Source organism: Nocardia sp. NPDC004582, assembly GCF_053602115.1.
Window position 1 is genome coordinate 1 of record NZ_JBSGCY010000034.1, and the last position, 26307, is coordinate 26307.

Sequence of the window (26307 nt, forward strand, 5' to 3'; positions counted from 1 at the left end):
GGTGAAGGCGTTGGCCCCCAAGGGAATCGACGCCGCCATCGACACGGTCGGCACCGACGAGGCCGTGGACGTCTCCCTGGAACTGGTCGCCGACCCGCCACGAACGGCTGCGCTCCTACGGCGTCGAACCCGTCGCCTACGGTCCCGGCCTCGCCGATCGGGTGAAGGCGTTGGCCCCCAAGGGAATCGACGCCGCCATCGACACGGTCGGCACCGACGAGGCCGTGGACGTCTCCCTGGAACTGGTCGCCGACCGCGCCCGGATCGCGAGCATCGTGGCCTTCGGCCGGGCCGCCACCGACGGTTTCAAGGTGCTCGGCCAGGGTCCCGGCGCCGACCCGGGCACCGATATCCGCGCCAACGCCTGGCGGGAACTGCTGCCGCTGCTGGCGGCGGGCAAGCTGGATCTGGCCATCGCGAAGACGTTCCCGCTCGCGGAAGTGGCTGCGGCGCATACATTCGTGATGGCGGGCCACGCCGGTGGAAAGGTCATTCTGTTGCCCTGACCGGCCCCGCCTGATTTGCCGAATCGTCCCTTATGCGTCCCGCACACGGCATATGTTGTTGCCCACAACATATGCCGTGTGTGCGGTCGCGACCCGGTGACCGCCGCGTGCAGCGTCATGGAAAAGAAGGTCACCCTGATGAGGACGAAAAGCGCGCTCCCGCCGAAGAAGTCCGGACGTCGACGGGGTTACGCCGCCGCCGCGCTGGCCCTGTCCGGCCTGCTCACCCTCACCGCCTGCGGATCCAATTCCAGTAATGACACCTCCACGTCGAACGCACCCGCCGGCGGTGGTGGAAACGGGACGGTCGGTGTCATCCTCCCCGAGACGGCCACCTCGGCCCGCTGGGAATCCTTCGACAAGCCCCTGCTGCGAAGCGCCTTGAACCAGGCCGGATTCGACGCCGACGTGCAGAACGCGCAGGGCGACGTCCAGAAATTCACCACCCTCGCCGACGGCATGATCGCCAAGGGCGTCAAGGTCCTGGTGATCGCCGCCATCAACAGCGAGGTCGGCAGCGCCGTCGCCGCCAAGGCCAAGAAGGCCGGGATCCCGACCATCGATTACGACCGCCTCAACCTCGGCGGATCCTCCGACTACTACGTGTCCTTCGACAATGTGAAAGTCGGTGAACTGCAGGGCCAGGGGCTGGCGACCGCGCTGAAGGACAAGCCGGGCGCACAGGTCGTCGAGATCGAGGGCGCGCCGACCGATAACAACGCCACCCTCTTCCACCAAGGCCAGCAGAAGGCCCTGCAACCCCTCTACGATTCGGGCGCGCTGAAACTGGTGCGCAGCCAGCCCATCGACGACTGGAACAACCAGAAGGGCGGCACCACCTTCGAGCAGATCCTCACCGGCAACGGCGGCAAGGTCGACGGCGTGGTCGCCGCCAACGACGGCCTGGCGGGCGCGGTGATCACGGTGCTGAAGAAGAACGGCCTCAACGGCAAGGTGCCGGTGACCGGTCAGGACGCCACCGTCGACGGGCTCAAGGCGGTGCTGCGCGGAGACCAGTACATGACCGTGTTCAAGCCCATCAAGGAGGAGGCGGAGAACGCGGCGAAACTCGCCGTCGCCCTCGCCAAGGGCGACAAGGCGGCCGCGGACGCGCTGGCGCAGGCCGTGAGCCAGGACCCCAAGGGCAAGCGGGACGTGAAATCGGTGCTGCTGCAACCGCAGCCGATCACCAAGACCGAGGTCAAGCAGGTGGTGGACTCCGGTTTCGTGAAGGCCGGCGACGTCTGCTCCGGCGACGTGAAGTCCGCCTGCTCCGCGCTGGGCATCGCCTGAGGATCGCCGCGCATGAGCGGTCAAGCGCGGAGGAGGCAGCGCAGCGTAACCACGCAGCGCTCCGGTCATGCGCGAAAGGACACAGCATGAATGAGCCGCTGCTCCGGATCACCGGCCTGAACAAGAGTTTCGGACCGGTGCACGTGCTGCACGACGTGGACCTCACCGTGCCGGCGGGCGAGGTCACCGCACTCGTCGGCGACAATGGCGCGGGCAAATCCACGCTGGTGAAATGTGTCGCCGGAATCCACGCCGCCGATTCGGGCGAGGTGCGATTCCGGGGCGAACCCGTTCACCTGCGTGGCGCCAAGGACGCGGCGGCGCTCGGCATCGAGGTCGTCTACCAGGACCTGGCCCTGGCCGACAATCTCGACATCGTGGCCAATATGTTCCTCGGCCGGGAGCGCGGCAAGCCGTGGCTGCTGGACGAGGCGAGCATGGAGGAGGCGGCGCGGCGCACCCTGGCCTCGTTGGGGGTGCGCACCGTGAAATCGGTGCGCACCCCGGTCGCGGCGCTCTCCGGCGGGCAACGCCAGACCGTGGCGATCGCCAAAGCCGTGCTGTGGAACAGCAATCTGGTGCTGCTCGACGAACCCACCGCCGCCCTCGGCGTCGCGCAGACCCGGCAGGTGCTGGATCTGGTGCGGCGGCTGGCCGAACAGGGACTCGGCGTGGTGTTGATCAGCCACAACTTGGCCGACGTGTTCGAGGTCGCGGATCGGATCGCGGTGCTGTACCTGGGGCGGATGGCCGCGCAGGTGCGGACCGCCGATGTCACCACGGGACAGGTGGTGGAGCTGATCACCGCCGGCCGCTCGGGGGATCTCGGGTTGGCGCGGCCGGAGGCGGTGGCGTTGTGAGCGAGGAATCCACTGAGATGACCAATGTCGCGGAATCGGCGGCCGACTCCGGGTCCGCCGTCACCGACTTCGGAATCGACACCACGACGCTGTCGACGCGGGAAGCCCTGCGCGACTATCTGGCCCGGCTGCGCGGCGGCGAGATCGGTTCGCTACCCGCGATTCTCGGCCTGGTCGCCTTGATCATCTTCTTCTCGGCGCTGTCGGATGTGTTCCTCTCGCTCAACAACATCGCCAATCTGCTGGCGCAGGGCGCGGGGCAGACCATCATCGCCATCGGGATCGTGTTCGTGCTGCTGATCGGCGAGATCGATCTGTCGGCGGGCACGGCCTCCGGGGTGGCGGGCGCGGTGCTGGCCATGCACTACGTGGACAACGGGAATCTGCTGACCGGCATGGGGTCGACGGTGTTCTTCGTGTTCAACGCCATGCTGGCGCTCGCGGCGATCCTGGCGGGGCTGCTGCGGATCTGGCCGGGGGTGGCGTTCTCGCTGCTCGGCATCCTGCTGACGGTGCTGGGCCTGCCGGCGAATCCGTGGGTGGAGATGCTGCTCGCGGTGTGTGTCGGCGCGGCCATCGGGTCCATCACCGGGTTCCTGATCGCCAAGATCGGCATGCCGTCGTTCGTGGTGACCCTGGCGCTGTTCCTGGCGTGGCAGGGCGTGATCCTGCAGCTCATCGGGGAGGGCGGGGTGCTGGGGATCAGTTCCTCGCATGTGCTCGACGCGGTGGCCAACGGGAATCTGTCGACGGCGGGCAGCTGGGTGCTGTGCGTGGTGGCGGCGGGCGGGTATGCCGCGGTCATCCTCGGCGGGCACGCGCTGCGCCGGCGGCGAGGGCTGGTCACGCGGCCGACACCGCTGGTGGTGGTGAAGGTTTCGGCGCTCGTGGTGTTCGCGGTCGTGGTGACGGCGCTGCTCACCGTCAACCGGTCGCCGAGTTCGCTGATCGTCATCTCCGGTGTGCCGTATGTGGTTCCGATCGTGCTGGTGCTGCTGGTCGCGGGAACCTACGTGCTGACCCGGACCACGTACGGCCGCCACATCTACGCGGTCGGCGGCAATGTCGAGGCGGCGCGGCGCGCGGGCATCAATGTGACCCAGTTGCGGGCCAGCGTTTTCGTGATCAGCTCCGCCTGCGCGGCGGTCGGGGCGATCGTGTACTCCTCGAAGGTCGGATCGGTGGATCCGCAAGCGGGCGGGCTCAATACGCTGCTGTTCGCGGTCGGCGCGGCCGTGATCGGCGGGACGTCGCTCTTCGGCGGGCGCGGGCGGGTGGCCGACGCGGTGATCGGCGGCGCGGTGCTGGCGGTGGTGTCCAACGGGCTGGGCCTGCTGCGGCAACCGGCCGCGGTGGTGTCCATCGTGACCGGGCTGGTGCTGCTGCTGGCCGCCACCGTCGACGCGCTGTCGAGACGCCGCGTGGCGATGTCCGGCCGGTGAGCCGCGCGATGGTATATCCGAGTCCATGACCGTCGCCCGTCCGGACGAGGTGCGCCGGTTCAACCGGTCGACCCTCCTGCGGCTGCTACACACCGGAGGCCCCGCCACCCGTGCGGCCCTCGCCGCCGAACTCGGGCTCAACCGATCCACCATCAAGATGCTCGTGGACGGGCTGGCCGAGGATGGCGTGGTGGAGGAGAAGGTGCCGCGGCTCGCGCGCGGGGCCGGACGGCCGTCACTGCTGGTGCTGCCGCAACCCGAGGCGGCGGTGGTGCTGGCGGTGGACGTCCAGGTCGAGCACGTGGGGATCGCGCTGGTCGGGTTCGGCGGGCAGATCATGGGCCGCAACAGCTGGAATCTGCGTGGGCGGCAACGGGAACCGGACGAGGTGATCACGCACGTCGCGGAATCCTCGGCGATCCTGGCCGAGGATCTGGGGCTGCGGCCGGTCGCGGTCGGAGTGTGCGTGCCCGGGGTGGTGCGGCGCGCCGACGGGCTGGTGCACAATGCCGCGAATCTGCGCTGGGGTGAGGTGGCGCTCGGGCAGCGGCTGCGGGCGGTGCTGGAGCTGCCGGTGACGGTCGGCAATGACGCCGAATTCGGTGCTCTCGCAGAGCATGTCAGGGGCGCGGGGCGCACGGCGGCCGACGCCGTGTTCGTGTCCGCCGATGTCGGGGTGGGCGGCGGCCTCATCGCCCAGGGCGAGCTGTTGCGCGGGCAGGCCGGATACCTGGGCGAGATCGGGCACATGACGGTGCGGCCCGGCGGGCGGAAATGCTACTGCGGCAACGAGGGCTGCTGGGAGACCGAGGTCGGGGAGGCGGCGCTGTGCCGGGCCCTCGGCATGCCCGAGCACGGACCGCGCGGCGCGATCGTGGCCGAACTGCGTGCGCTGCGCGGGGATTGGGCATCCCAGCTCGACGAATACCTGGACTGGCTGACGCTCGGACTGGTCAATGTCGTGAACATCCTCGGACCCGAACTGGTGGTGCTGGGCGATCTGTTCACGGCGCTGCCGGATGCGGGCATCGCGCGGGTGCGGGAGGAGGTGCACCGGCGCAGCATGGTGAGCCGGGCGTTCGGCGGGGTGCGGATCGAGAAGTCTTGTCTGGGGCCGGATCTCAAATTGCTCGGGGCGGCGGAGGCGGCGTTCGAGGGCGTGCTCAGCATGCTGTGATCGGCGGCCGCGATCATGGCGCGTGGCGGCTCTGGTGCGGTGCCGGTCCGGGGCGCGAAGTTCGTGTCCGGTGGCGCGGGCCGGTGCGGCGGGAGTTCAATACAGGAATGGAGCAGCTTCCCGAGGACTGGCAGCGGGGGATCGTCATCGTGGCGCATCCCGACGACATCGAATACGGGGCCGCGGCCGCGGTCGCGCGCTGGACCGGGCAGGGCAAGGACATTCGCTACGTGCTCGTCAGCAGCGGTGAGGCCGGCATCGCGGGACTCGCGCCCGCCGAGGCCGGGCCGTTGCGCGAGGACGAGGAGCGGGCCTCGGCCAAGATCGTCGGCGTCAGCTCGGTCGAATTCCTCGGCTACCCGGACGGCCGCATCGAGGAGTCCCTCGCCCTGCGCCGCGACCTGGCCGCCGCCATCCGCCGCCACCGCCCCGAGATGGTGATCCTGTTCAACTTCGGCGACAGCTGGGCCCGCGGCTACGTCAACTCCGCCGACCACCGCGCCGTCGGCCGCGCCGCCCTCGACGCCGTCTCCGACGCCGGCAACGAGTGGATCCACCCCGATATCGCCGACCTCCCCGCCTGGTCTCCGCGCTGGGCCGCCGTCTACGGCGTCGCCGACGGCAGCCACGGTCTCGACGTCACCGACACCGTCGAGGCGGCCGTCGAATCCCTGACCGCCCACCGCCGCTACCTCGAGGTCCTCAGCCCCGAACCCGTCGAAGCCCAGGCCCGCGCGGTCATCGAGATGACCACCGGCCCCAAGGAGGGCTTCCCCGCCGCCCGAGCCCTCAGCTTCGAGCTCTACCACTTCGCGGGCTGAACTGGGACTGCGCCGCCCGCCCGGCATGCGGGGTTTCCGGGCGGCGCGAATTCGGAAGGTGGGTGAGGTTCCGGATGTGTCGGGCGGGTGTGGGACCCTGGCTGCGTGCGAGTAGCGGTGGTGGCCGGGCCTGATCCGGGGCATGCGTTTCCAGCGATTGCGTTGTGTGAGCGATTGCTGGTGGCCGGGGACGAGCCGGTGCTGTTCACCAGTCCGCGGTGGTTCGATGCCGCGCGTGAGGCCGGGATCGGGGTGCGGCGGCTGAAGGGGCTCGCGCCCCGGGCCGAGGATGACGACAACGACGCGGGCGCGCGGATTCATCAACGGGCCGCGCATATTTCGACCGAGATCCTGCCGGATCTGAGCGCCATGCTGCCCGAACTCGTGGTCTCGGACGTGCTCACCGCCGGTGGCGGGATGGCGGCGGAGCGGTTGAAGCTGCCGTGGGTGGAGTTGTCGCCGCACCCGCTGTACCTGCAGTCGAAAGGGTTGCCGCCCATCGGGAGTGGGCTCGCGGCGGGGGAGGGGCTGCGCGGGCGGGCCCGGGACTCGGTGCTGCGCGGGCTGAGTTCGCGGGCCGTGCGGCGCGGGGAACTGCAGCGGGAGCAGGCGCGGGCCAGTATCGGCCTGCCCACAGAGGATCCGGGGCCCGACGCCCGGCTGATCGCCACACTGCCCGCCCTGGAGGTGCCGCGACCGGACTGGCCGGAGAACGCCCACCTGGTCGGGCCCCTGCTGTGGGAGCCCACCGATCACATCCTCGACCTGCCGCCCGGCGACGAACCGCTGGTCATGGTCGCCCCCTCCACCGCCCAGACCGGTCAGGTCGGTCTGGCGGAGGCCGCGCTGGAGGCGTTCCAGGGCGCGGGTGTGCGCGTCGCCATCTCCACCCTCGATACCCCGCCCGTCGACCTTCCGCCCTGGGCCACGGCCGGTTTGGGCCGTCAGGACGAACTGCTGCGCCACGCCTCGGTCGTGATCGGCGGCGGCGGACACGGTCTGCTCGCCAAGACCCTGCTGGCGGGCGTCCCCATCGTCACCGTCCCCGGCGGCGGCGATCAGTGGGAACTCGCCAATCGCGCGGCCCGCCAAGGCAGTTCCCTGTTCGTGCGGCCGCTCACCCCCGAGGCCCTGCGCGACGCGGTGAAACGCATCCTCGACGATCCGGCCTATCGGGCCGCCGCCGAGTCAGCCGCCGCCGGTATCGCCGATACCGTCGACCCGGTCGAGATCTGTCACGCCGCGGTGCGCTGACGCCGCGCTGGGCTGCCGCACCGTGGCGCGGCACGTGCCCGAGCTGCGGTGTGAGCTCCGAACCAACCGGTCGCGCCCCAGCCTGCCGATCCGGTCGCTTCGGCGGCTGCTCGCCGGATCCGGCCGGTGGCGTAGGCTCGCGGCCGTGCGGCTGACGGAGTTTCAGGAGTTGATGCATACCGAGTTCGGCACGGCGCGCGCCGACGCGCTGCTGGCCGATCATGTGCTGCCGTCCATGGGGCGGACCGGCGCGCAGGCCATCGAGGCGGGGGTCGATCCCCGGGACGTGTGGCGGGCGCTGTGCGCGGAATTCGATGTCCCGAAGTCGCGCTGGTGAATTCGCGTTACCCGGCGGACTGCTCCGACTGGGTCTTCTTCGCGTAGTGCCGCGTCGCCTTGGCGCGGTTGCCGCAGGCCGCCATGGAATGCCAGCGGCGGGTGCCGTTCTTCGAGGTGTCCAGGAACCACAGGACGCAGTGTGGATGCGCGCACTGTTTGATCCGTTCGGGGGAGCTCGCCAGCAGGTGTAGCAGATTGTCGGCGGCGAGCCAGGCGGGTAGCCAGGCCGGATCGGTGACTTCGGGGAGCCCGGCCGGGCCTTCGGGGGTGAGGGCGCGGCGGATGCGGCCGTGCGCGAGTACCGCGTTGAGGTCGTCGGCGGTGCGGGGGTCGCCCGCGGCGTCGCCCTTGACCACGCGCAGGATCGCCTCGCGGGCGGCCACCAGCGCGTTCAGGGTGGCCTCGTCGGCGGGCAGGTCGAGTGCGTTGTCGGCCAGCCACCGCTGGGCCCCGGTCACATCGGTGAGCAGATCCTGCGGGCCCGTCTGCGCTATCCACCGCGTGTTGAGCAGGTCCAACGCGAGCGGTTCACCGAGGTGGGGGCGTGGTTCGGGCACGTCTGAGGGTAACTGGCTCCGTGTCGTCATCGGATCGTCCACTCCCTTCTAACCAGACAAATCAACTATAGGGGTTGACGCTGGGCGACCTCTGCGATTAGTTTCTAACCTGTCAAACAAACAACATCAGTTAGATCATTCCGAAGGGGTTCACCATGACCGCACCCGTCCTCGCCACCGGGCATATCGGCCTCAATGTCACCGACCTCGACCGCTCGGTGTCCTTCTATCGGCGCGCCCTCGGCTTCGAACAGCTCGGCGCCGGCGGGGAGGGTGCGCAGCGCTTCGCCTTCCTCGGGCGCGACGGGCAGTTGCAGGTCACGCTGTGGCAGCAGAGCGATGGCGAGTTCTCGGCGAAAACTCCCGGCCTGCACCATCTCTCGTTCCAGGTCGACACCATCGACCAGGTGCACGCGGTGGAGACCGCGCTCAAAGACCTCGATGTCGCGTTCGCCCACGACGGCGTCGTCGCGCACGGTGAGGGCGCGGCCTCGGGCGGCATCTTCTTCATCGATCCGGACGGCATCCGCCTCGAGGTGTACGCGCCGTCGGGCGCCGAGCATGCCCCTGCCCCCTCGGGCAGCGCCCCGACCTGCGGGTTCTTCTGAGCAGGAATATCGCACTCGCACCGCGGGATTCGCATGGGGTGCCACCGCGGTGCTTCGGCACCGAACCGAGCCCCCCGAAAGGAGACGGACATGAACGACATCCGGGTCCGGGACCTGCCGGGCGGAGTCGCCTATCACCCCGGGGAACTGGCGGTGCAGCAGCGGCTGGGCCAGACCGACATCGCACAGCGGGTCGGCCGGATGATCCGGCCCGACATTCCGGCCGCCGCCGCGCTTTTCCTGGCCGAACAGCCGATGATCGTGCTGGCCGCCGCCGATGACGCGGGCCGCATGTGGGCGAGCCAGCTGGCGGGGTCACCCGGATTCGTCCATGCCTCCGGCGAACGCGCCATCGAGATCGAGGCGACTCCGGTGGCGGGCGACCCGCTGGCCGTATCGCTGCGCGGCACACGGCATGTCGGGATGATCGCGCTGCAACCGCAGACCCGCCGCCGTATGCGGGTGAACGGGGTGATCGCGCCCACCGCGACCGGACTGCGCATCGACACCGAACAGGTGTATTCGAACTGCCCGAAGTACATTTCCCGCCGAGGGGTCGAGGAATGGGTCGCGGGCGCGACGCCGCGGGCACGTCGCGGTGTCGAGTTGGATGCGGCGCAGCGGCAGCTCATCGCACGCGCCGATGCCTTCTTCGTCGCCTCCGCGGACGCCGACGGACACGCGGACGCCTCCCATCGCGGCGGCAATCCGGGCTTCCTGCAGGTGCTTTCCCCGACCCGCCTGCGGTGGCCCGACTACCGCGGCAACTCCATGTTCATGACCCTCGGCAATATCGCCGCCGCTCCCCGCTGCGGGCTGCTCGTGCCCGACTGGCGGACCGGCGCCACCCTGCAACTCACCGGAACCGCCGAGATCGTCTGGGACGAAGCTGCTTTCACGCCAGGCGCGCAATGCGCCATCGACTTCACCGTCACCGAGGTCGTCGAGATCTCGGGTGCCACGCCACTGCGCTGGACCGACCCCGAACTGTCGCCGGTCAACCCCTGACCACGCGACCTACGCCAATCCGAAAGGCTTACCCCGATGCGTCCGCCACTGCCGCCCTTCGACCTCGAATCCGCGAAGCTGAAGGTCCGCGCCGCCGAGAACGCCTGGAACACCCGCGATCCCGAGAAGGTCGCCCAGGCGTACACCGAGGATTCCGTCTGGCGCAACCGCGACGAATTCCTCACCGGCCGTGCCGAGATCGTCGACTTCCTGAAGCGCAAGTGGGCCAAGGAGAACGGCTACGCCCTGCGCAAGGACCTGTGGACCTTCACCGAGGACCGCATCGCCGTCCGCTTCCAGTACGAATGGCACGACGACAGTGGCCAGTGGCATCGCAGCTATGGCAACGAACTCTGGGAATTCGCCCCCGATGGCCGCATGTCCCGCCGGGAAGCCAGTATCAACGACGTGCCGATCGCGGAGGAGGAGCGCCGCATCTTCGGGCCCCGCACCCCGGAAGAGGACGGCGCGGCTCTTCCTTTGCGGTAGTGGCGAGATCAGGGAGCTCTCGCCGAGCGGAATTCGGATCGATTCCTCGGTGAGAGCTCCCTGCCCGTGGTTAGCCGGGGGTGTCAGCCGGGGCGGACCGGCCTCGGGTATAGCGCGGGTCAGGCGATCCGAGCGGGTTCCGGCGGGGTGACGGCCGGGGCCGAAGTGGGACGGGCGGCTCGCGTGTACAGGGCGAAAACCACTGCACCCGCGAGGATTCCGGTCACCCCGGCCGCCATCGTCGCCGTGTTCAGCCCGTCCACGAACGCATGCCCGGGCGCCTTTCCGGTACCCGCGTTCCGGAAGACGGTGCCCAGCACGGCGACACCCAGGGCCAGGCCCAGCTGTCGTGCGGTGTTGATCGCCCCGGCCGCGGTGCCGCTCTGGTGCGGCGGGACCGCCGCCAGGCCCACCGCCACCAGCGGCGGTGCCATGACGCCGACTCCGGCGCCGATCACGAGGTAGCCGGGAATCGTCGCGGTCCAGGACGATCCGGTGTCGATGAGGGTCAGCAGCGCGCTGCCCGCGCCGATGAGCGTCAGGCCACCGCCGATCGTCCACTGCGGTGCGACATCGTGCAGCAGCCTGCCGAAGACGCCCGACACCAGGAAGGCGCACACCGACAGCGGCAGCATGGACAGTCCCGCCCGCAGCGGGGTCAGATGCAGGTACTGCTGCAGCCACAGGGACAGCAGCGGGCTCGTGGAGAACGCGGCGAAACTCAGGCCGGCCGCGGCGATCAGCGTGGCGGTGAAGCCCGCGCCGCGCAGCAGGGAGAAGGGCAACATCGGTGCGGCACTGGTGGATTCGATGATGACGAACGCCGCCAGCGCGACCACGCCGGTGATCAGCGACAGCGCGGCCCCGCGATCGCCCCACCCGTGCTCGCCCGCCCGGACGATGCCGTAGGTCGCGGCCGTCGCGGCCACCGTGAAGCTCAGCATGCCGCCCAGGTCCACGCGGCGGTCGGCGCGGCGCGGCGACGGTCCGAAAGCGATGGCGGACAAGGCGATCGCCAGCGCGGCGATCGGCAGGTTGACGAAGAAGATCCACCGCCACGACAGCAGATCGGTCAACGCGCCGCCCAGCACCACGCCGACACCGGCGGCCGCGCCCGGGACCGCGCCCCACGCGCTGAACGCGATCCCGCGATCGCGGCCGGTGTAGCCGGGTGGCGCGGCGCATGAACGAGCTCATCGAATCCGGGGTGCTGTACTTCGATCTCGACTTCGCTTTGGAGCGAATGGGTTACGTGTCGCGGGCCATGCTGTGGATGCGGGTGCGGCCCGGGGACCTGGAGGCGGCGGGCCGGGCGATCGCCACGCATCCGGAGGTCGCTTTCGTCGCGGCGACCACGGGGACCGCGAATCTGGTCGCCGCGGTGGTGTGTCACGACACCGCGCATCTGTACCGGTATGTCACCGAGTCGCTGGGGGTGCTGCCGGGGATCAACGATGTTCAGGTGCTGTCGGCGTTGCGGATGTTCAAGCAGTCGTCGACGCTGTTGGATGACCGGAAGGTGGGGGTGGTGCCCTGAGCCCGGTCAGCTTGCCGATCGGTTGCTACCAGGTGTTTCGCGTGTCGTTCAGCGCGTCGCTTGCATCGAACACCTGTTCGTCTAAGCTCGTCGTCGGAAGTTGTCGGTGCCTCCCTCTAACGTGGGCGCCAACCACAGTATGAGACTCACCCGTTGAGAAGGGGACAGACGATGGCACCTCCGGCTTTCGATCGTGACAAGGCCCTCGAACTGGCGTTGGCGCAGATCGAGAAGGGCTTCGGCAAGGGCGCGGTCATGCGCCTGGGAGAAGAGGCGCGCCAGCCGATCGCGGTGATTCCCACCGGATCCATCGCGCTGGACGTCGCGCTCGGCATCGGCGGCCTGCCGCGCGGTCGCATCGTGGAGATCTACGGCCCGGAATCCTCGGGTAAGACCACCGTCGCGCTGCACGCGGTCGCCAACGCGCAGGCCAACGGCGGCGTCGCGGCGTTCATCGACGCCGAGCACGCGCTGGATCCGGACTACGCCCGCAAGCTCGGTGTCGACACCGACGCGCTGCTGGTCTCCCAGCCCGATACCGGTGAACAGGCGCTCGAGATCGCCGACATGCTGGTGCGTTCCGGCGCCATCGACATCATCGTCATCGACTCCGTGGCCGCCCTGGTGCCGCGCGCCGAGATCGAGGGCGAGATGGGTGACAGCCACGTCGGTCTGCAGGCCCGCCTGATGAGCCAGGCGCTGCGCAAGATGACCTCGGCGCTGAACAACTCCGGCACCACCGCCATCTTCATCAACCAGCTGCGCGAGAAGATCGGCGTCATGTTCGGCTCGCCCGAGACCACCACCGGTGGTAAGGCGCTGAAGTTCTACGCCTCGGTGCGTCTGGACGTGCGCCGCATCGAGACGCTGAAGGACGGTTCCGACGCGGTCGGTAACCGCACCCGCGTGAAGGTCGTCAAGAACAAGGTCTCGCCGCCGTTCAAGCAGGCCGAGTTCGACATCCTCTACGGCTTCGGCATCTCCAAGGAGGGCTCGATCATCGACATGGGTGTCGAGCAGGGCTTCATCCGCAAGTCCGGCTCCTGGTACACCTACGAGGGCGACCAGCTCGGCCAGGGCAAGGAGAACGCCCGCAAGTTCCTGCTGGAGAACACCGACGTGCGCGACGAGATCGAGAAGAAGATCAAGGAGAAGCTCGGCATCGGCGCGGACGTCACCGCCGAGGAAACCGCCGCCGACTTCTGACATGACCTCGCGGGATTCCGAAGGGCCCCGGCGCACCCCGCCGGGGCCCACCCCCCAGCTCGACGCGGTGGAACGCCTCCGCCGCCAACTGGAATCCCGCGACGCCAAGTCCGCTCGCCGCGGCTCCCGCCCTCCCGCGTCCCGCGCCACCGAGCCGAGCCACGACCTCTTCGGCCGCGACTCCGCCGACCCCTACGCCTCGGGCGGCGGCTGGAACTACGGCCCCTCCGGCGCCCGCACCGACGCTTACTACGCGGCCCCCGAACACAATTCGCCGTCCGAGGCCCGCTCCACCTGGCTTACGGCCGACGACGCACCGCCCCCGTCCGGCTCGACCCGGGCGAACCCCGATACCGCGGACCATGATCCGGAAGCTCGCGACGCTGACCGCGTCTCGTCGGGCGGAACGTCCACCCGGTCAACCCGCGGCCCCGAATCGGCCGCCGATGCCGACCCGGCCCTCGACATCCACCCCCCGAATCCATCCCGCCCCCACCGCCGTTCGCCCACCGGGCGAGGTCGCTCGCCGGGGCAGTGGCGAGAGGAAGCGCCCACTGCCCCCGGCGACGGCGGGGACGGCGCTACCCCTGTCGCGGCTGTCGGTGGGCGCGAACCCGATTCGAAGGCTGCGGCTCCGGCTGACAAGCTGGCCGTGGCACGCGCCGCCTTGGCCGAGGCCACCGCTGTCGCCGCGGCCAATGCGGCAGCGAACGCGGCTGCGTCGGAGTCACGGGGCCGGCGGGGGAGTCGGGGGAAGGCGGCCTCGGCGGAACAGTCGAGTACTACCAGGTATCAGGATGTCGAGGAAGGGATCACCCGCCGCAGGGGACGCCGGGATGGCGGGAATTCGGTTGCGGGGGACGCGTATTCACGCGATGACGAGAGTTCGACTTCGGGGGAGTCGTATGGCCGAGACGAGGGGAATTCCGGCCCGGGGTCGGATGGTGGCAGGCCCGATGCGGATCGGGCTGGTGGACGCGGGCGTCGCGGTGGTCGTCGGCGCGACGAGTACGGGGAACCGGTTGCCGGGGGCGATGACGCCTACTCCGAGGAAGACGACAGTCGACGCGGACGGGGCGGTCGTCGGCGCGGGGCGTATGCGGACCGCGCCGGGGGTGATAGTCCAGGCTTCGAGGATGATGAGCGTCGTGGGCGGGGGCGTCGGCGTGGGCGGAATGGGTCCGGTGGGGAGTCGGCCGGATCGGGTGCGCCGACAGGTGGCGGCACCGAAGCGCAGGCGAAGGATATCTGCCTGCGGTTGCTGACGGACCGGGCTCGGAGTCGGTTCGAGTTGGCTGATCGGCTGGCGGACAAGGGGTTCAACGCTGATGTGGCGAAGCGGGTGCTGGATCGGCTGACCGAGGTCGGGCTGATCGACGATGCCGCTTTCGCTCAGCAGTGGGTGCATTCGCGGCATACCTACGCGGGCAAGGGCAAGAAGGTTCTCGCCGAGGAATTGCGGCGCAAGGGAATCGCACCCGAACACGCCGAACCGGCGCTGGAGGCGATCACTCCCGCCGACGAGCGCACCCGCGCGTCGGACCTGGTCCGCCGCAAGGCCGCATCCCTCTCCCCGGAACTCGACCGCGACAAGGCCGTCCGCCGCCTGGTCGCCATGCTCGCGCGCAAGGGCTACAACCCGGGCACCGCCTTCGACGTGGTGATCACCGAACTTCCGCCCCAACCCACCCCTCGCCGCGAAGCCGAGGCTGCCGCGTCCAAGCCGACGGCCGACACGAGCCCCACCCATTCCCGCCGCGCATCCCCGTCCGACGACGCCGAATCCGCGGCCGCACTGATCCGCGCCAAACTTCGCACGCTGTCCCCAACCCTCGACCGCGACACCGCCACCCGCCGCCTGGTAGGCCTTCTGGCCCGCCGCGGCTATACCTCCGCCACCGCCTACAAGGTCGTCACGACGGAGCTGAACGCCGCCAACTTCGGCGCCGGCGACCCCGATCGCACCGACCGGTCATCCACGGCAACCCCGCCCCGCCGCTCGAAACTCTCCTCTCCGCCCCCGCCCGATCCGGCCGAGGACGACGAGCAAGCCCGCGCCGCCGAATTGGTGCGCGCGAAGCTCCGCACCCTCCCTCGAAACCTGGACCACGCCAAGGCCACCCAACGCCTCGTCGGCCTCCTGGCCCGCCGCGGCTTCAGCCCCTCCACCGCCTACTCGGTGGTGAAAGCCGAATTGGCCGACGCCGACCTCGGAAGCGACTGACGCACCCGCACGCCCCGACACGGTGGAGGTCATGGTGCTGACGTTGCGAGAACGGCAGGAGTTCCTGGCACGCGTCCGGACCACTGGCTCTCGGCTGGCAGGGGCGTGATTTGAGCGAGCGGGACCCGGCGGCCCGCTCGAGCTGCTGACCCGCACTGGACCTCGACCGCATGCCGCAGGTCAGTGCGGGACGCCGCCCGGCCGGCGAGTGGACAGGGCACGGCGCGTGTGCCGGTGTCCGGCATGGCGGAGTGGGCGCTGGGCGGCCAGATGCGGTGCGGAGGGGTCCCCGGGTTTCTCCCGGCCGTCGCGTAGGCGGTGCAGCGCCTCGCGGGTGAGATGGGCGCCGAGAATGGCGGCGAAGCTGGTGAGCCCCGCGAGGAGCGGGGCGAGCACCGTGGCCAGGAAGAGCCCGAAGACGAATTCTCTTCGAGCGCTGTCGTCTTCGGTCATGAAATTCAGTATGCGAGCTGGGGGAGCGGCTTGTCCGGCGGTCGGGCAAGCCGCACCGGTCAGTTCTGCGGTTTCTGGAGGGAAACGTCGGGCACCATGGCGTCCATGCCGGGTGGGGCGGTGATGGTGCCGGCGGCGACCACGGCGCGGGAGCCGCGTTTGCGGGTGCGGAGCCACTTCTCGACGCGGGTGGCGAGCACGGTCAGCGTGTAGTTGATGATGATCATGATGATGGCGATCACGATCAGCGACGGGATCGGGTTCTGTTGCGCGGCACCGAGTTGGGTGCCCGAGCGCACGATCTCGAGGTAGGTGATCTGGTAGCCCAGCGCGGAGTCCTTGAGCGCCACCACCATCTGCGAGATCAGCGCCGGCATCATGGCGGTGATCGCCTGCGGGAGCAGGATGGACACCATCACCTGGGTCTTGCGCATGCCCAGTGCCACGGCCGCCTCGGTCTGCCCCTTGGGCAGCGCGCGGATGCCCGAGCGCACGATCTCGGCGATGACCGATCCGTTGTAGACGGTCAGCGCCGTCACCACGGCGGCGAGCGCCAGCTGATCGGAGGGGAAGGCGTTCTGCTTGGCGAACAGGTAGTAGAGGAAGATCATCAGGACCAGCACGGGAATCGCCCGCGAGACCTCCACCACCACGGCCGCGAACCAGCGGATCGCCCGGTGATCCGACATGCGCAGAATGCCGAACAGCATGCCCAGCACCAGCGCCAGCACGATGGACAGCGCCGCCGCCTCGAGCGTGCCGCGCAGACCCGGCAGCAGATAGGTGCTCCAGACCTGGCTCTCGGTGAACGGCTTCCATTTGGCTTCGGTGAACTGCTCCTTGTCGGCGAGCCCGCGGTAGACGAACCACAGCACCGCGGCGACCGCGGCGATCGCGATGACCGAATAGATCCGGTAGCGCACCCGGGCGCGGGGGCCCGGCGCGTCGTAGAGCACGGACGCCGCGGTCATCGCGCCACCTCGTATCGTTTGGCCAGCCAGCCGAAGAACAGGCCGGTCGGCAGGGTCAGGATCACGAACCCGAGCGCGAAGATGGCGCCGATATTGAGCACCGCCGCCTCGTTCTCGTTCATCTCCGCCATGAGCAGCGCGGCCTCGCCGACACCGATGGCCGAGGCGATGGTCGAGTTCTTGGTCAGGGCGATCAGCACACTGCCCAGCGGCGCGATGACCGCGCGAAACGCCTGCGGCAGCACCACCATCCGCAGATTCTGCCCGAAGGTGAACCCGAGCGACCGGCCCGCCTCGGACTGCCCGAACGGCACCGTGTTGATGCCCGCCCGCAGCGACTCGCACACGAAAGCGGCCGTGTACACGCTCAATCCGACGATCGCGAAGCGGAAATTGTTCTCCGAGATGCTGTTCGGCCCCTCCGTCGCGAGCCGCAGCCCCAGCGTTGAGTACAGGCCGATCGAGCAGAACACGATGATCAGTGTCAGCGGCGTATTGCGGATGATGTTGACGTACAGCGTGCCGATCCACCGGGCGATCGGAACCGGCGAGACCCGCATGCCCGCGATGATGGTGCCGAGAATCAGCGCCCAGAACCCCGAGTACAGCGTCAGCTTGATGGTCACCCAGAACGCGTCGAGCAACTTGGTGTGATAGTTGGAGATCAAGTCGAACACGACTGCCCCATTCCTCCGATCGGAAAACGAAGCGTGCCAGGTGATTTCATGATCAGGAAATCACCCGGCACGAGTCCGCGAATCAGTTCGCCTCGACCTTGGGCGGCTCGGGAACCTGGAAACCGGTGGCTCCGAACTCCTTCTCCAGTGCGGCCTTCCACGCCCCGGAGGTGATCATGGCGGTGATGGCGTCATTGATCTTGCCGCGCGATTCGGTGTCGCCCTTCTTCACGCCGATGCCGTACTTCTCGACGGTGAAGGTGTTGCCGACCACCTTGAGCGCGCCCGGCGACTGCGCCGCGTAACCGCGCAGGATGATGTCGTCGGTGGTGACCGCGTCGACCGCGCCGGACTTGAGCGCCTCCACGCACAGCGAGTACGTGTCGTAGGTGATCAGCTGCACCTCATGGGCGGCGACGTACTTGTCCTTGATGTTCTGCGCCGGGGTGGAACCCTTCACCGAGCACAGCTTCTTGTTGCCGTTCAGCGAATCCGGCCCGGTGATGTCGGTGTTGTCCGACCGCACCAGCAGCGACTGCCCGGTCTGGAAGTACGGGCCCGCGAAATCGACCTTCTCCTTGCGCTTGTCGGTGATCGAGTAGGTGGCGACGATGAAATCGACCTGCCCGTTCTCGATCAGCGTCTCGCGCTGCGCCGACGGCGACTCCTTGAAGGTGATGTTCTCCGCCTTCACGCCCAGCTTGTCGGCCACATAGGTGGCGACGTCGACGTCGAAGCCGCTGAAGCTGCCGTCCTTGTTGTGCAGGCCCAGGCCCGGCTGGTCGTACTTGATGCCGATGGTGAGTTTGCCGTCGGCGGCGTGCTGGCTGGCCGTCTTGTTGCTGCTGCCGCCGCACGCGGTGACAGCGAGAGCCAGGGCAGCCACTCCGGCGGCGATCCTGAGCGCGGGGTTGATCCTCATCGAACGTCCTGTTCTCTTGTGGAGTCAGTGGGAGAGGATCTTGCCGAGGAAGTCCTTGGCGCGATCCGATTTCGGTGCGGTGAAGAAGGATTCGGGTTCGGTGTCCTCGACGATCTGCCCGTCGGCCATGAACAGCACCCGATTGCCGGCGCGGCGCGCGAAGCCCATCTCGTGCGTGACGACCAGCATGGTCATGCCGTCGCGGGCCAGCCCGACCATGACCTCGAGCACCTCGGACACCATTTCCGGGTCGAGGGCGGAGGTGGGCTCGTCGAACAGCATCACCTTCGGGCTCATGGCCAGCGCGCGGGCGATGGCCACCCGCTGCTGCTGCCCGCCGGAGAGCTGCGCCGGATACTTGTCGGCCTGATTGGCGATGCCGACCCGATCGAGCAGCTCCAGTGCCCGGGCCCGCGCCTTGGCCTTGTCGGTGCGGCGCACCTTCACCGGCGCCAGCATCACATTGTCCAGAATTGTCTTGTGCGCGAACAGGTTGAACTGCTGGAAGACCATGCCCACGTCGGCGCGCAGCTTGGCGAGGGCCTTGCCTTCCTCGGGCAGTTTCACCCCGTCGACGGAGATCTCACCGGAATCGATGGTCTCGAGCCGGTTGATGGTTCGGCACAACGTCGACTTGCCGGAGCCCGAGGGTCCCACCACGATCACGACCTGCCCCTTGGGCACTTCGAGATTGATGTCACGCAAGACGTGCAGCGCGCCGAAGTGCTTGTCCACATTCCGCATCGAGATCATCGGCGCGGGAGTGCTGATGGAATCGGCCACGTCGGTCATGACCAGTGACCCTAACCACCTTGCGCCCGAAATGCTCGTCTTTGCCGGTCCGGCCCGGGCTGTGCCGGTACTCGACACCCGCGCGTAACCAGCGATTGACGCTGCCGAGACCACTCCGGCCGCTCGGATGCTGATTCGGCGACAATTCGCCGACCATTCACCGCGCCGCCGCGGAGTCGCGGTGTGTGCGGCACGGACCGGTTTCGTGCGGGGCAGGGACCGGTTTCGCGCGAGGCGCGGACGGGGTTTAGGGCCTGCGCCGAGCAGCTATTACCCTGGTTGGGTGAATTCCCCGGCCCGGACCTACGAGGTCCGCACCTACGGCTGCCAGATGAACGTGCACGACTCCGAGCGGCTCTCGGGTCTGCTCGAGGACGCCGGCTACGTCAAGGCCGTGGCCGGCGATACCGCTGACCTGGTCGTCTTCAATACCTGCGCGGTGCGCGAGAACGCCGACAACAAGCTCTACGGCACCCTCGGCCACCTCGCGCCGATCAAGGCCGAACGCGAGGGCATGCAGATCGCGGTCGGCGGCTGCCTGGCGCAGAAGGACCGCGACACCGTGGTCAAGAAGGCGCCCTGGGTGGATGTGGTGTTTGGCACCCACAACATCGGCTCGCTGCCGGTGCTGCTGGAGCGGGCCCGCCACAACGAGCAGGCCCAGGTCGAGATCATCGAATCGCTCGAGGCGTTCCCGTCCACGCTGCCCGCCAAGCGCGAGTCCGCGTACGCGGGCTGGGTGTCGATCTCGGTGGGCTGCAACAACACCTGCACGTTCTGCATCGTTCCCGCGCTGCGCGGCAAGGAGGTCGACCGACGGCCCGGCGACGTGCTCGCCGAAGTGCAGGCGCTGGTCGAGCAGGGTGTGCTCGAGGTGACGCTGCTGGGTCAGAACGTGAACTCCTACGGCGTCTCCTTCGCCGACCCCGAAGAACCGCGCGACCGTGGCGCTTTCGCGAAGCTACTGCGCGCGACCGGCACCATCGACGGCCTGGAGCGGGTCCGCTTCACCTCCCCGCATCCGGCCGAGTTCACCGACGACGTGATCGAGGCCATGGCCGAGACCCCGAATGTCTGCCCGCAGCTGCACATGCCGCTGCAGTCCGGCTCGGACCGCGTGCTCAAGGCCATGCGCCGCTCCTACCGCAGCGCCAAATTCCTCGGCATCATCGAGAAGGTGCGTGCCGCCATGCCGCACGCCGCCATCACCACCGACATCATCGTCGGCTTCCCCGGCGAGACCGAGGAGGACTTCCAGGCCACCCTGGACGTGGTGCGGCAGGCGCGGTTCACCAGCGCGTTCACCTTCCAGTACTCGATCCGCCCGGGCACCCCGGCCGCGACCATGCCCGACCAGCTGCCCAAGGAGGTCGTGCAGGAACGCTACGACCGGCTGATCGAGCTGCAGGAGCAGATCTCCCTGGAAGGCAACCAGGCGCTGATCGGGTCGACCGTCGAGCTGCTGGTCGCCGAGGGCGCGGGCAAGAAGAACGACAAGACCGCCCGCATGTCGGGCCGTGCCCGCGATGGGCGGCTGGTCCACTTCCGCCCCACCGTGAACCCGGCCCCGGGCAGCGAGATCCGGCCCGGCGACATCATCACCATCGATGTCACCGGCGCGGCCCCGCACTACCTGATCGCCGACGGCGAGGTGCTGAGCCACCGCCGCACCCGCGCGGGCGACGCCCACGAGCAGGGCATCACCCCCAAGACCGCGCCGATCGGCGTCGGCCTGGGCCTGCCGAGCATCGGCGCGCCCGTCGTGGAACCGGCGGCGGCCGGCTGCGGCTCGTCCTGCGGCGAGTAGGCGCCGGCGCCGGCGCGGGCTCCTCGGCGGCATGACCCGGAAATCACGGGGGTCGCTGTCAACTACGCAGCGTCATAGGGCAGGATCGCGGGGGACGTGCGCCGACGGCACTTCGCCCGCGCACGCCGCACCCAGTCACGGCGCGGGAGCGCTACGGCGTCAGCGAGGATCAGCATGACCGAGCAGCAGCCCACCGGCTCCGACGAGCCTCGTGACCGGCCGGAGCAGCCGGAAGACGAAGCAGCACAATCGGATACGGCGTCGCAGCAGGCGCCCGACGCGAACGAGGAGAGCATGAAGGCGGCCGAGGACAGTCAGGACTTCGAGCAGTTCCGCGCGGACCTCGAGGCCGTGGAACGCAAGATCGCCGGCGAGATCGACCCGGGCATGCGGGCCATGGTGGTCGCCGGTTCGGTGTTCGTGTTGCTGGTCTCGCTGGTGCTGCCGCACGCGGGCAAGACCCGCGGCTTCGACGTGCTGCTCTACGACACGGTCGCCCAGGGCGACCACATCGGCCTCCCGTCGCGGGTGTTCGTCTGGTTCGTGGTGATCTTCGGCATCGGCTTCTCGGTGCTCGCGCTCATCACCCGCCGCTGGCTGCTGGCCTGGATCGCCGTCGCGGGTTCCGCTGTCGGCAGCGTCTTCGGCGTCCTGTCCATCTGGCACCGCCAGACCCCCGGCCTCGGCAACTACCACGGCGCGGGCCCCGGGATCGGCCTCATCCTGGCCACCCTCGCCATCATCGTGCTGACCTTCCACTGGGTCCGCGTGGTCTGGGCCCGCACCTCGCTCCAGCTCGCCGCCGAGGAGCAGCGCCGCCTCGCCGCCGCCAAGGCCGAAGACCAGCAGCGCCGCCGCCTCTTCGGCGAAGACTGAGCTGCGAAACCGGATTATCTGGAAAGTTTCGAAGAGCCCGGCGGCAACCGAATCAGGTTGCCGGCGGGCTCTTTTCATGACTGGGTGATCAGCGACCGTTCTCCCCGGGGCAGCGCCGCCGGGCGGCGGGCGGTGACCAGGATCGCGGCGCGGGTGCGGTCGACGGCTGCCTCACGGATCCTCGGGGCACGCTTGGGGCATTGATCGTGCTAGGCATCATCTCGACACAGGCGCGGTGGCGGAGCACCCGCGGGCCGCGGGGGATCGCCTGGGCCGCAAGGCAACCCAGGCGATCGGCTGCTCAGCGCTGGCTGACCGCGCCCTCGGCGGCCTCGGCCCATTCACGCCACTGTTTGGCCTGCTCCAGGGCCTTTTCCGCGTCGCGGGTCTTGCCCGCGGCCTGGGCCTTGGCGGCCTGCTCCTCGAACTGGGCGACGCGCTCGCGGAACTGGGCGGCGCGGGCCATGGCCTCGGGGTCGGTGCGGCGCCACTGGGCGTCGGCGGCCTCGCGGACCTTCTTCTCGATGGCGCGCAGCCGCGATTCCAGGTCGTGCATGCGCTCGCGGGGCACCTTGCCGATGGCGTCCCACTTCTCCTGGAGTTCGCGCAGGGCGTTGCGGGCGGCATCGAGCCCGTTGTCGGGGTTGATGTGCTCGTAGGCCTTCAGCAGCTCCTCCTTGAGGGAGGCGTTCTGCTCGAACTCGTGGTCGCGTTCGCTGGCCGCGGAGTTGCGGGCGGCGAAGAACACGTCCTGGGCCGCCTTGAAGCGACGCCACAGCTGCTCGTCGGCCTCGCGGGGAGCGCGGCCGGCGGCCTTCCACTCGGTGAGCAGGTCGCGGAAGACGGCGGCGGTGCCGGACCAGTCGGTCGAACCGGACAGTTCCTCGGCGCGGACGCAGAGCTCTTCCTTGCGTCCCTTGGCGGCGGCGCGTTCGCGATCCAGATCGGCGAAGTGCGCGCCCCGGCGGCGGTTGAACGCCTCGCGGGCCTTGGAGAAGCGGCGCCACAGCGCGTCGTCGACCTTGCGGTCCACACCGCGAATGGTCTTCCACTCGTCGAGGATCTCCCGGAGCCGGTCGCCGGCCACCTTCCACTGGGTGGATTCGTTGGCGATCTGCTCGGCCTCGGCGGCCAGGGCCTCTTTGCGCTCGGTTTGCTCGTGCCGGGTGCGGTCCTTCTCCTCCTTGGCGTGCGCGGCCGCCTCGTCGGAGTGTTCGATGATGGCCTGCAGCCGGGCGGTCAAACCGTCCAGATCACCGATCACCGCGGCCGTCGGCAACGTTTCGGCAAGCGCGGTGGCGGCGGCCTTGGTCTTGCGGGCGTCGGTGCCGGCGGCCAGGCGGGCCTCCAGCAGCGCCACCTCGGTGGCCAGGTCGTCGTAGCGGCGGCCGAAGTGGGCCAGGCCCTCGGCGGCGTCACCGGCCTGCCAGGATCCGATCACGCGCTCGCCGTCGGCGGACTTGACCCAGGCGGTGCCGTCGTCGTCGACCCGTCCCCACTGGCTGGGGTCGCTGACGCTGGGCACCACGACCGGGTGCGGATGCGCGGCGGCCGGGCCGGGCATGGCGTGCGGTTTGGGAGTTTCGGGTTTGCGGCGCGGGCCCCCCGGACGGGGTGCGGCGGCGGCCGCCGGTGATGGCTTGGCGCTCTCGCTCGGGGCAGGCACGGCGGCGCCGGGCTGGGGCGTCGGGGTCGACTCCGGGTGGGTAGCCTTCTCGGTTCCGTTGTTGTCGGTCATAGCTCCTCGTCCCTGCCGCGCGTCACGGCTGCCTGGTTACGCCCTAGCTCATCTGTCTAGCTCATCCCATTCAACCAGGCTGAGATGCGAAATGCTGTCTTTGAGCCCGCTTCGGCGGCGCGGCGATCGGTGGGGGTGGGGCTGGTGAGGTGCGGTAGCGCTACGGTTGACGGCGTGTTCTGTGTTGCGTCACTGGTCCCCTCGCCGCCCGTGCTGGTTCCCGAGCTGGAGGGCGCGGCCGGGGCGGCCGTCGAGGGGGCTGTCGCGGAGCTACGAGCTGCGGTGTTGGCCGCGGGCGCGGAGCTGGCCGGCCTCGCGTCGCGCTGGATCGTGATCGGCGTGGCGGAGCCGGGGGAGGATGCGGCCGCGGGCGGTTCGGGCCGGGTGATCGGTGCTGACGCGGTGGGCACATTCCGGGGATACGGAGTGGACGTGCGAGTCGGTTTGTCAGGCCCGGTTGCCGAGCGTGTGGCGGATGTCCTGTTGCCGCTGCCCGCGCTGATCGCGGGCTGGCTGCGCGAGCGGGTCGCGCCCGAGGCCGTCGCGGAATGCCGTCTGATCTCGGCCGATGCCACGGCGGAGGAGAGTTCGGCCTTCGGGCGGACGCTGCGGGCCGAACTCGACGCCGCATCCGAACCGGTCGGTGTCTTGGTGGTTGCCGACGGCGCGGCCACCCTGTCGTTGAAAGCCCCCCGCTATCTGGACGAGCGTGCCGAGGGCGTGCAGGCCGGTATCGATCGCGCCCTGGGCGCGGGCGACCGCCGGGCCCTCGCCGACCTCGACACCGGCCTGTGCGCCGAGATCGCGGTGGAGGGCCGACCCGCCTACCAGGCGCTGGCCGGGCTGTTCGCCGCCGACCCCGCCGACCCGCAGGTCGAAACCCGCTACGCCGCAGCCCCGTTCGGCGTCGCCTACCACGTCAGCGTGTGGCGCCCGGTGCGCTCCGCCGGCCCCGGGGCAACCGCGTGACCCGCCCCGTCGCGGTCGTCGGCCCCACCGCCACCGGCAAATCCGACCTGGCCCTGGATCTGGCGGAACGCCTGGACGGCGAGATCGTCAATATCGACGCCATGCAGCTCTACCGCGGCATGGACATCGGCACCGCGAAACTCCCGGTCGCCGAACGCCGCGGCATCCCGCACCACCAGCTCGACGTGCTCGACATCACCGAAACCGCCACGGTCGCCTCCTACCAGGTGGCGGCTCGCGCCGACGTGGAGGCGATCATGGCGCGCGGCCGCACGCCGGTCATCGTGGGCGGCTCCATGATGTACGTGCAAGCGCTGCTGGACGATTGGGACTTCCCGGCCACCGACCCGGAGATCCGCGCCAAATGGGAGACGGTGCTGGCCGACCGCGGCACCGTCGCGGTGCACGAGGCGCTGAAGCGGGCCGATCCCGTGGCCGCGCAAACCATCCTGCCCACCGACGGCCGCCGCATGGTGCGCGCGCTCGAGGTGGTGGAGCTGACCGGCAAACCGTTCGCCGCCTCGGCGCCCCAGATCGGCGAACCCCGTTGGGGGACGGCCATTATCGGTGTCGATCGCGAGACCGCCGAATTGGATGCCCGCATCGAACTACGCACCGCGAAGATGTTCGAATCCGGTCTGCTCGAGGAGGTGGAGGGCTTGCTCGCGCACGGCTTGCGGCACGGCCAAACCGCCCGCCGCGCCATCGGTTACGCCCAAGTCCTCGATTTCCTGGACAACGAATACGACCTGAACGAAGCTCAGGAGCGCACCTTCATCGGCACCCGGCGTTATGTCCGCAGACAGCGGTCGTGGTTCCGCCGAGATCAGCGGGTGCGATGGGTGGACGGCGCGGATCCCGCCTTGGCGGAGACCGCGCTGGCCCTGCTCGACTCCTAAGCTCCTCAGACTCCTCACCGATGAGGGACGAACAGGAACCACAGTGACGCGTCGCGCGAACACACGCACCGCCGAGGTCGGGGTGTGGCAGGCCTATCTGACCAGCCGCGCCGCCCGCACCCGGGACTCCCGATTCCTGGTGCAGGGCGCCCGGCCGATCGGCCGCGCCCTCGAATGCCTTTGGCCGCTGGAGACTTTGGTCTACCGGCTGGGCGATCCGGAACCGTCGCCGTGGGCGCGGCAGGTGCTCGAATCCAGTGGGGTGCCCAGCATCGGGCTGGTGCCGGAAGTGATGGCCGAGCTGGCCGAACCTGGTGTGCCGGTGCCGGAGCTGGTGGCGGTGGCGGTGACGCGGCGCCCGGAGCTGGAGGATTTCGCGCCGGGCGCGGCGGAGGATCCGGCGACCGTCGTGGTGATCGACCGGCCCGCGTCGGCGGTCCGGCTGGGCGCGCTGATCCGGTCGGCGGCGGCGTTCGGGGCGGGCGGGGTGATCGTGACCGGTTCGGGCGCCGACCATTACGACCCGCAGAGCGTGCGCGCCTCCGACGGCGCGCTGTTCGCGGTGCCGGTGTTGCGCACCTCGGGCCCGGCCCAGGTGGCGGCGTTCCGGGACCGGCAGCGCGCCCGCGGCATTCCGACCCGGCTGGTCGGCAGCGACGATCGCGGCGGATTGGCCCTGGACGACGCCGAATTCGCCGGCGGCACCGTGCTGGTCCTCGGCGACGAGAGGGAAGCGCTGGCCCCCGGCTGGCGGCAGGTGTGCGATGAGCTGGTCTGCATCCCGACCGACGGCACCCTCGGCGCGCCGTCCGCGGCGGCGGTGGCGCTCTACGAGATATCCAGGCAGCGCCGATCGGCGCGGTGAACGGTATCGCTACGGTG

At 69.6% G+C, this 26307-nt stretch carries 26 protein-coding genes and 2 pseudogenes; 20 read left to right on the forward strand and 8 right to left on the reverse strand.

All coding sequences use genetic code 11. The features are described from left to right. Window positions 1-170: 170 nt before the first annotated feature. The 8 genes from ACWELJ_RS12655 to ACWELJ_RS12690 all read left to right on the forward strand — a co-directional run bounded on the left by ACWELJ_RS12655 (window position 171) and on the right by ACWELJ_RS12690 (window position 7690). Window positions 171-506 (forward strand): zinc-binding dehydrogenase, encoded by a 336-nt coding sequence (locus ACWELJ_RS12655; RefSeq protein ID WP_452366296.1) that lies wholly within the window; start codon window positions 171-173, stop codon window positions 504-506. Window positions 507-644: 138 nt separating this feature from the next. Then, entirely contained in the window at window positions 645-1799 is a 1155-nt protein-coding gene (locus ACWELJ_RS12660) for a sugar ABC transporter substrate-binding protein (protein WP_452366297.1), read from the forward strand. A gap of 86 nt (window positions 1800-1885) precedes the next feature. Continuing rightward, window positions 1886-2659: an ATP-binding cassette domain-containing protein gene (locus ACWELJ_RS12665; RefSeq protein WP_452366298.1), complete on the forward strand. Its 774-nt coding sequence runs from the start codon at window positions 1886-1888 to the stop codon at window positions 2657-2659. 17 nt (window positions 2660-2676) lie between these two features. Continuing rightward, window positions 2677-4101, forward strand: a complete 1425-nt coding sequence (locus ACWELJ_RS12670; RefSeq protein WP_452366299.1) for a sugar ABC transporter permease — start codon at window positions 2677-2679, stop codon at window positions 4099-4101. Window positions 4102-4126: 25 nt separating this feature from the next. Continuing rightward, a complete protein-coding gene (locus ACWELJ_RS12675; RefSeq protein WP_452366300.1) occupies window positions 4127-5278 on the forward strand; it encodes an ROK family protein in 1152 nt (383 codons plus the stop codon). A 107-nt stretch (window positions 5279-5385) separates the two neighbouring features. Further along, complete coding sequence (locus tag ACWELJ_RS12680; RefSeq protein ID WP_452366301.1) at window positions 5386-6099, forward strand: PIG-L deacetylase family protein; 714 nt, start codon at window positions 5386-5388, stop codon at window positions 6097-6099. 105 nt (window positions 6100-6204) lie between these two features. Beyond that, window positions 6205-7353 (forward strand): glycosyltransferase, encoded by a 1149-nt coding sequence (locus tag ACWELJ_RS12685; protein ID WP_452366302.1) that lies wholly within the window; start codon window positions 6205-6207, stop codon window positions 7351-7353. Between the two features lie 145 nt (window positions 7354-7498). Beyond that, window positions 7499-7690, forward strand: a complete 192-nt coding sequence (locus ACWELJ_RS12690; protein ID WP_357282872.1) for a DUF3046 domain-containing protein — start codon at window positions 7499-7501, stop codon at window positions 7688-7690. Window positions 7691-7697: 7 nt separating this feature from the next. On the opposite strand, the gene ACWELJ_RS12695 is transcribed toward ACWELJ_RS12690, so the two are convergent. Then, window positions 7698-8249: a CGNR zinc finger domain-containing protein gene (locus ACWELJ_RS12695; RefSeq protein WP_452366303.1), complete on the reverse strand. Its 552-nt coding sequence runs from the start codon at window positions 8247-8249 to the stop codon at window positions 7698-7700. Window positions 8250-8404: 155 nt separating this feature from the next. Here ACWELJ_RS12695 and ACWELJ_RS12700 point away from each other — a divergent pair, with 155 nt between their 5' ends. From ACWELJ_RS12700 to ACWELJ_RS12710, 3 genes are all read left to right on the forward strand, one after another. Continuing rightward, complete coding sequence (locus ACWELJ_RS12700; protein ID WP_452366304.1) at window positions 8405-8857, forward strand: VOC family protein; 453 nt, start codon at window positions 8405-8407, stop codon at window positions 8855-8857. A 90-nt stretch (window positions 8858-8947) separates the two neighbouring features. Beyond that, window positions 8948-9865, forward strand: coding sequence for a pyridoxamine 5'-phosphate oxidase family protein (locus ACWELJ_RS12705; RefSeq protein ID WP_452366305.1), 918 nt, complete (start codon window positions 8948-8950; stop codon window positions 9863-9865). Between the two features lie 36 nt (window positions 9866-9901). Further along, a complete protein-coding gene (locus ACWELJ_RS12710) occupies window positions 9902-10354 on the forward strand; it encodes a nuclear transport factor 2 family protein (RefSeq protein WP_452366306.1) in 453 nt (150 codons plus the stop codon). A 119-nt stretch (window positions 10355-10473) separates the two neighbouring features. Here ACWELJ_RS12710 and ACWELJ_RS12715 read toward each other — a convergent pair. Beyond that, window positions 10474-11505 (reverse strand): annotated as a pseudogene (locus tag ACWELJ_RS12715) (MFS transporter); the annotation flags it as partial. A 32-nt stretch (window positions 11506-11537) separates the two neighbouring features. On the opposite strand from ACWELJ_RS12715, the gene ACWELJ_RS12720 reads away from it, so the two are divergent. From ACWELJ_RS12720 to ACWELJ_RS12735, 4 genes and pseudogenes are all read left to right on the forward strand, one after another. Then, on the forward strand, window positions 11538-11891 hold the full coding sequence (locus ACWELJ_RS12720; RefSeq protein ID WP_452366307.1) for an Lrp/AsnC family transcriptional regulator: 354 nt from the start codon (window positions 11538-11540) through the stop codon (window positions 11889-11891). A gap of 171 nt (window positions 11892-12062) precedes the next feature. After that, window positions 12063-13097 (forward strand): recombinase RecA, encoded by a 1035-nt coding sequence (recA, locus tag ACWELJ_RS12725; protein ID WP_452366308.1) that lies wholly within the window; start codon window positions 12063-12065, stop codon window positions 13095-13097. Between the two features lie 1186 nt (window positions 13098-14283). Next, window positions 14284-14772 (forward strand): annotated as a pseudogene (recX, locus tag ACWELJ_RS12730) (recombination regulator RecX); the annotation flags it as partial. Beyond that, window positions 14758-15321 carry a hypothetical protein gene (locus tag ACWELJ_RS12735; protein WP_452366341.1) on the forward strand — a complete coding sequence of 188 codons (564 nt, stop codon included), beginning with the start codon at window positions 14758-14760 and terminating at the stop codon, window positions 15319-15321. The pseudogene recX and the gene ACWELJ_RS12735, both read left to right, overlap by 15 nt. Before the next feature lie 180 nt (window positions 15322-15501). On the opposite strand, the gene ACWELJ_RS12740 is transcribed toward ACWELJ_RS12735, so the two are convergent. The 5 genes from ACWELJ_RS12740 to ACWELJ_RS12760 all read right to left on the reverse strand — a co-directional run bounded on the left by ACWELJ_RS12740 (window position 15502) and on the right by ACWELJ_RS12760 (window position 19097). Further along, a complete protein-coding gene (locus ACWELJ_RS12740; protein WP_452366309.1) occupies window positions 15502-15774 on the reverse strand; it encodes a hypothetical protein in 273 nt (90 codons plus the stop codon). 59 nt (window positions 15775-15833) lie between these two features. After that, window positions 15834-16745: an amino acid ABC transporter permease gene (locus ACWELJ_RS12745; RefSeq protein ID WP_452366310.1), complete on the reverse strand. Its 912-nt coding sequence runs from the start codon at window positions 16743-16745 to the stop codon at window positions 15834-15836. Next, window positions 16742-17422, reverse strand: a complete 681-nt coding sequence (locus ACWELJ_RS12750; protein WP_452366311.1) for an amino acid ABC transporter permease — start codon at window positions 17420-17422, stop codon at window positions 16742-16744. Before ACWELJ_RS12750 ends, ACWELJ_RS12745 begins: the two co-directional genes overlap by 4 nt. Window positions 17423-17504: 82 nt before the next feature. Then, entirely contained in the window at window positions 17505-18344 is an 840-nt protein-coding gene (locus ACWELJ_RS12755; protein WP_452366312.1) for a glutamate ABC transporter substrate-binding protein, read from the reverse strand. 24 nt (window positions 18345-18368) lie between these two features. After that, window positions 18369-19097: an amino acid ABC transporter ATP-binding protein gene (locus ACWELJ_RS12760; protein ID WP_452366342.1), complete on the reverse strand. Its 729-nt coding sequence runs from the start codon at window positions 19095-19097 to the stop codon at window positions 18369-18371. 322 nt (window positions 19098-19419) lie between these two features. Between ACWELJ_RS12760 and miaB the strand changes: the two genes are divergently transcribed. Together miaB and ACWELJ_RS12770 are read left to right on the forward strand one after the other, a co-directional pair. Then, the gene (gene miaB / locus ACWELJ_RS12765) at window positions 19420-20943 is read left to right on the forward strand and encodes a tRNA (N6-isopentenyl adenosine(37)-C2)-methylthiotransferase MiaB (RefSeq protein WP_452366313.1); all 1524 of its coding nucleotides are present in this window, start codon (window positions 19420-19422) and stop codon (window positions 20941-20943) included. 294 nt (window positions 20944-21237) lie between these two features. Beyond that, window positions 21238-21819 (forward strand): Rv2732c family membrane protein, encoded by a 582-nt coding sequence (locus ACWELJ_RS12770; protein ID WP_452366343.1) that lies wholly within the window; start codon window positions 21238-21240, stop codon window positions 21817-21819. Between the two features lie 301 nt (window positions 21820-22120). On the opposite strand, the gene ACWELJ_RS12775 is transcribed toward ACWELJ_RS12770, so the two are convergent. Beyond that, entirely contained in the window at window positions 22121-23557 is a 1437-nt protein-coding gene (locus ACWELJ_RS12775; RefSeq protein WP_452366314.1) for a DUF349 domain-containing protein, read from the reverse strand. Between the two features lie 174 nt (window positions 23558-23731). Here ACWELJ_RS12775 and ACWELJ_RS12780 point away from each other — a divergent pair, with 174 nt between their 5' ends. From ACWELJ_RS12780 to ACWELJ_RS12790, 3 genes are read left to right on the forward strand one after another with little or no spacing between them, the layout of a single operon-like run. After that, window positions 23732-24526, forward strand: a complete 795-nt coding sequence (locus ACWELJ_RS12780) for a hypothetical protein (RefSeq protein WP_452366315.1) — start codon at window positions 23732-23734, stop codon at window positions 24524-24526. Then, window positions 24523-25425, forward strand: coding sequence for a tRNA (adenosine(37)-N6)-dimethylallyltransferase MiaA (gene miaA, locus ACWELJ_RS12785; RefSeq protein ID WP_452366316.1), 903 nt, complete (start codon window positions 24523-24525; stop codon window positions 25423-25425). Before ACWELJ_RS12780 ends, miaA begins: the two co-directional genes overlap by 4 nt. Window positions 25426-25468: 43 nt before the next feature. Next, window positions 25469-26290 carry a TrmH family RNA methyltransferase gene (locus ACWELJ_RS12790; RefSeq protein WP_452366317.1) on the forward strand — a complete coding sequence of 274 codons (822 nt, stop codon included), beginning with the start codon at window positions 25469-25471 and terminating at the stop codon, window positions 26288-26290. Window positions 26291-26307: the final 17 nt, after the last annotated feature.

What these genes read in the sequence shown, in the direction of transcription:
- ACWELJ_RS12660 (WP_452366297.1), top strand. Translation starts at nt 645, where the DNA reads ATGAGGACGAAAAGCGCGCTCCCGCCGAAGAAGTCCGGACGTCGACGG.
- ACWELJ_RS12665 (WP_452366298.1), top strand. Translation starts at nt 1,886, where the DNA reads ATGAATGAGCCGCTGCTCCGGATCACCGGCCTGAACAAGAGTTTCGGA.
- ACWELJ_RS12670 (WP_452366299.1), top strand. Translation starts at nt 2,677, where the DNA reads ATGACCAATGTCGCGGAATCGGCGGCCGACTCCGGGTCCGCCGTCACC.
- ACWELJ_RS12675 (WP_452366300.1), top strand. Translation starts at nt 4,127, where the DNA reads ATGACCGTCGCCCGTCCGGACGAGGTGCGCCGGTTCAACCGGTCGACC.
- ACWELJ_RS12680 (WP_452366301.1), top strand. Translation starts at nt 5,386, where the DNA reads ATGGAGCAGCTTCCCGAGGACTGGCAGCGGGGGATCGTCATCGTGGCG.
- ACWELJ_RS12700 (WP_452366304.1), top strand. Translation starts at nt 8,405, where the DNA reads ATGACCGCACCCGTCCTCGCCACCGGGCATATCGGCCTCAATGTCACC.
- ACWELJ_RS12705 (WP_452366305.1), top strand. Translation starts at nt 8,948, where the DNA reads ATGAACGACATCCGGGTCCGGGACCTGCCGGGCGGAGTCGCCTATCAC.
- ACWELJ_RS12710 (WP_452366306.1), top strand. Translation starts at nt 9,902, where the DNA reads ATGCGTCCGCCACTGCCGCCCTTCGACCTCGAATCCGCGAAGCTGAAG.
- ACWELJ_RS12720 (WP_452366307.1), top strand. Translation starts at nt 11,538, where the DNA reads ATGAACGAGCTCATCGAATCCGGGGTGCTGTACTTCGATCTCGACTTC.
- recA (WP_452366308.1), top strand. Translation starts at nt 12,063, where the DNA reads ATGGCACCTCCGGCTTTCGATCGTGACAAGGCCCTCGAACTGGCGTTG.
- ACWELJ_RS12740 (WP_452366309.1), bottom strand. Translation starts at nt 15,774, where the DNA reads ATGACCGAAGACGACAGCGCTCGAAGAGAATTCGTCTTCGGGCTCTTC.
- ACWELJ_RS12745 (WP_452366310.1), bottom strand. Translation starts at nt 16,745, where the DNA reads ATGACCGCGGCGTCCGTGCTCTACGACGCGCCGGGCCCCCGCGCCCGG.
- ACWELJ_RS12755 (WP_452366312.1), bottom strand. Translation starts at nt 18,344, where the DNA reads ATGAGGATCAACCCCGCGCTCAGGATCGCCGCCGGAGTGGCTGCCCTG.
- ACWELJ_RS12760 (WP_452366342.1), bottom strand. Translation starts at nt 19,097, where the DNA reads ATGATCTCGATGCGGAATGTGGACAAGCACTTCGGCGCGCTGCACGTC.
- ACWELJ_RS12770 (WP_452366343.1), top strand. Translation starts at nt 21,238, where the DNA reads ATGAAGGCGGCCGAGGACAGTCAGGACTTCGAGCAGTTCCGCGCGGAC.
- ACWELJ_RS12775 (WP_452366314.1), bottom strand. Translation starts at nt 23,557, where the DNA reads ATGACCGACAACAACGGAACCGAGAAGGCTACCCACCCGGAGTCGACC.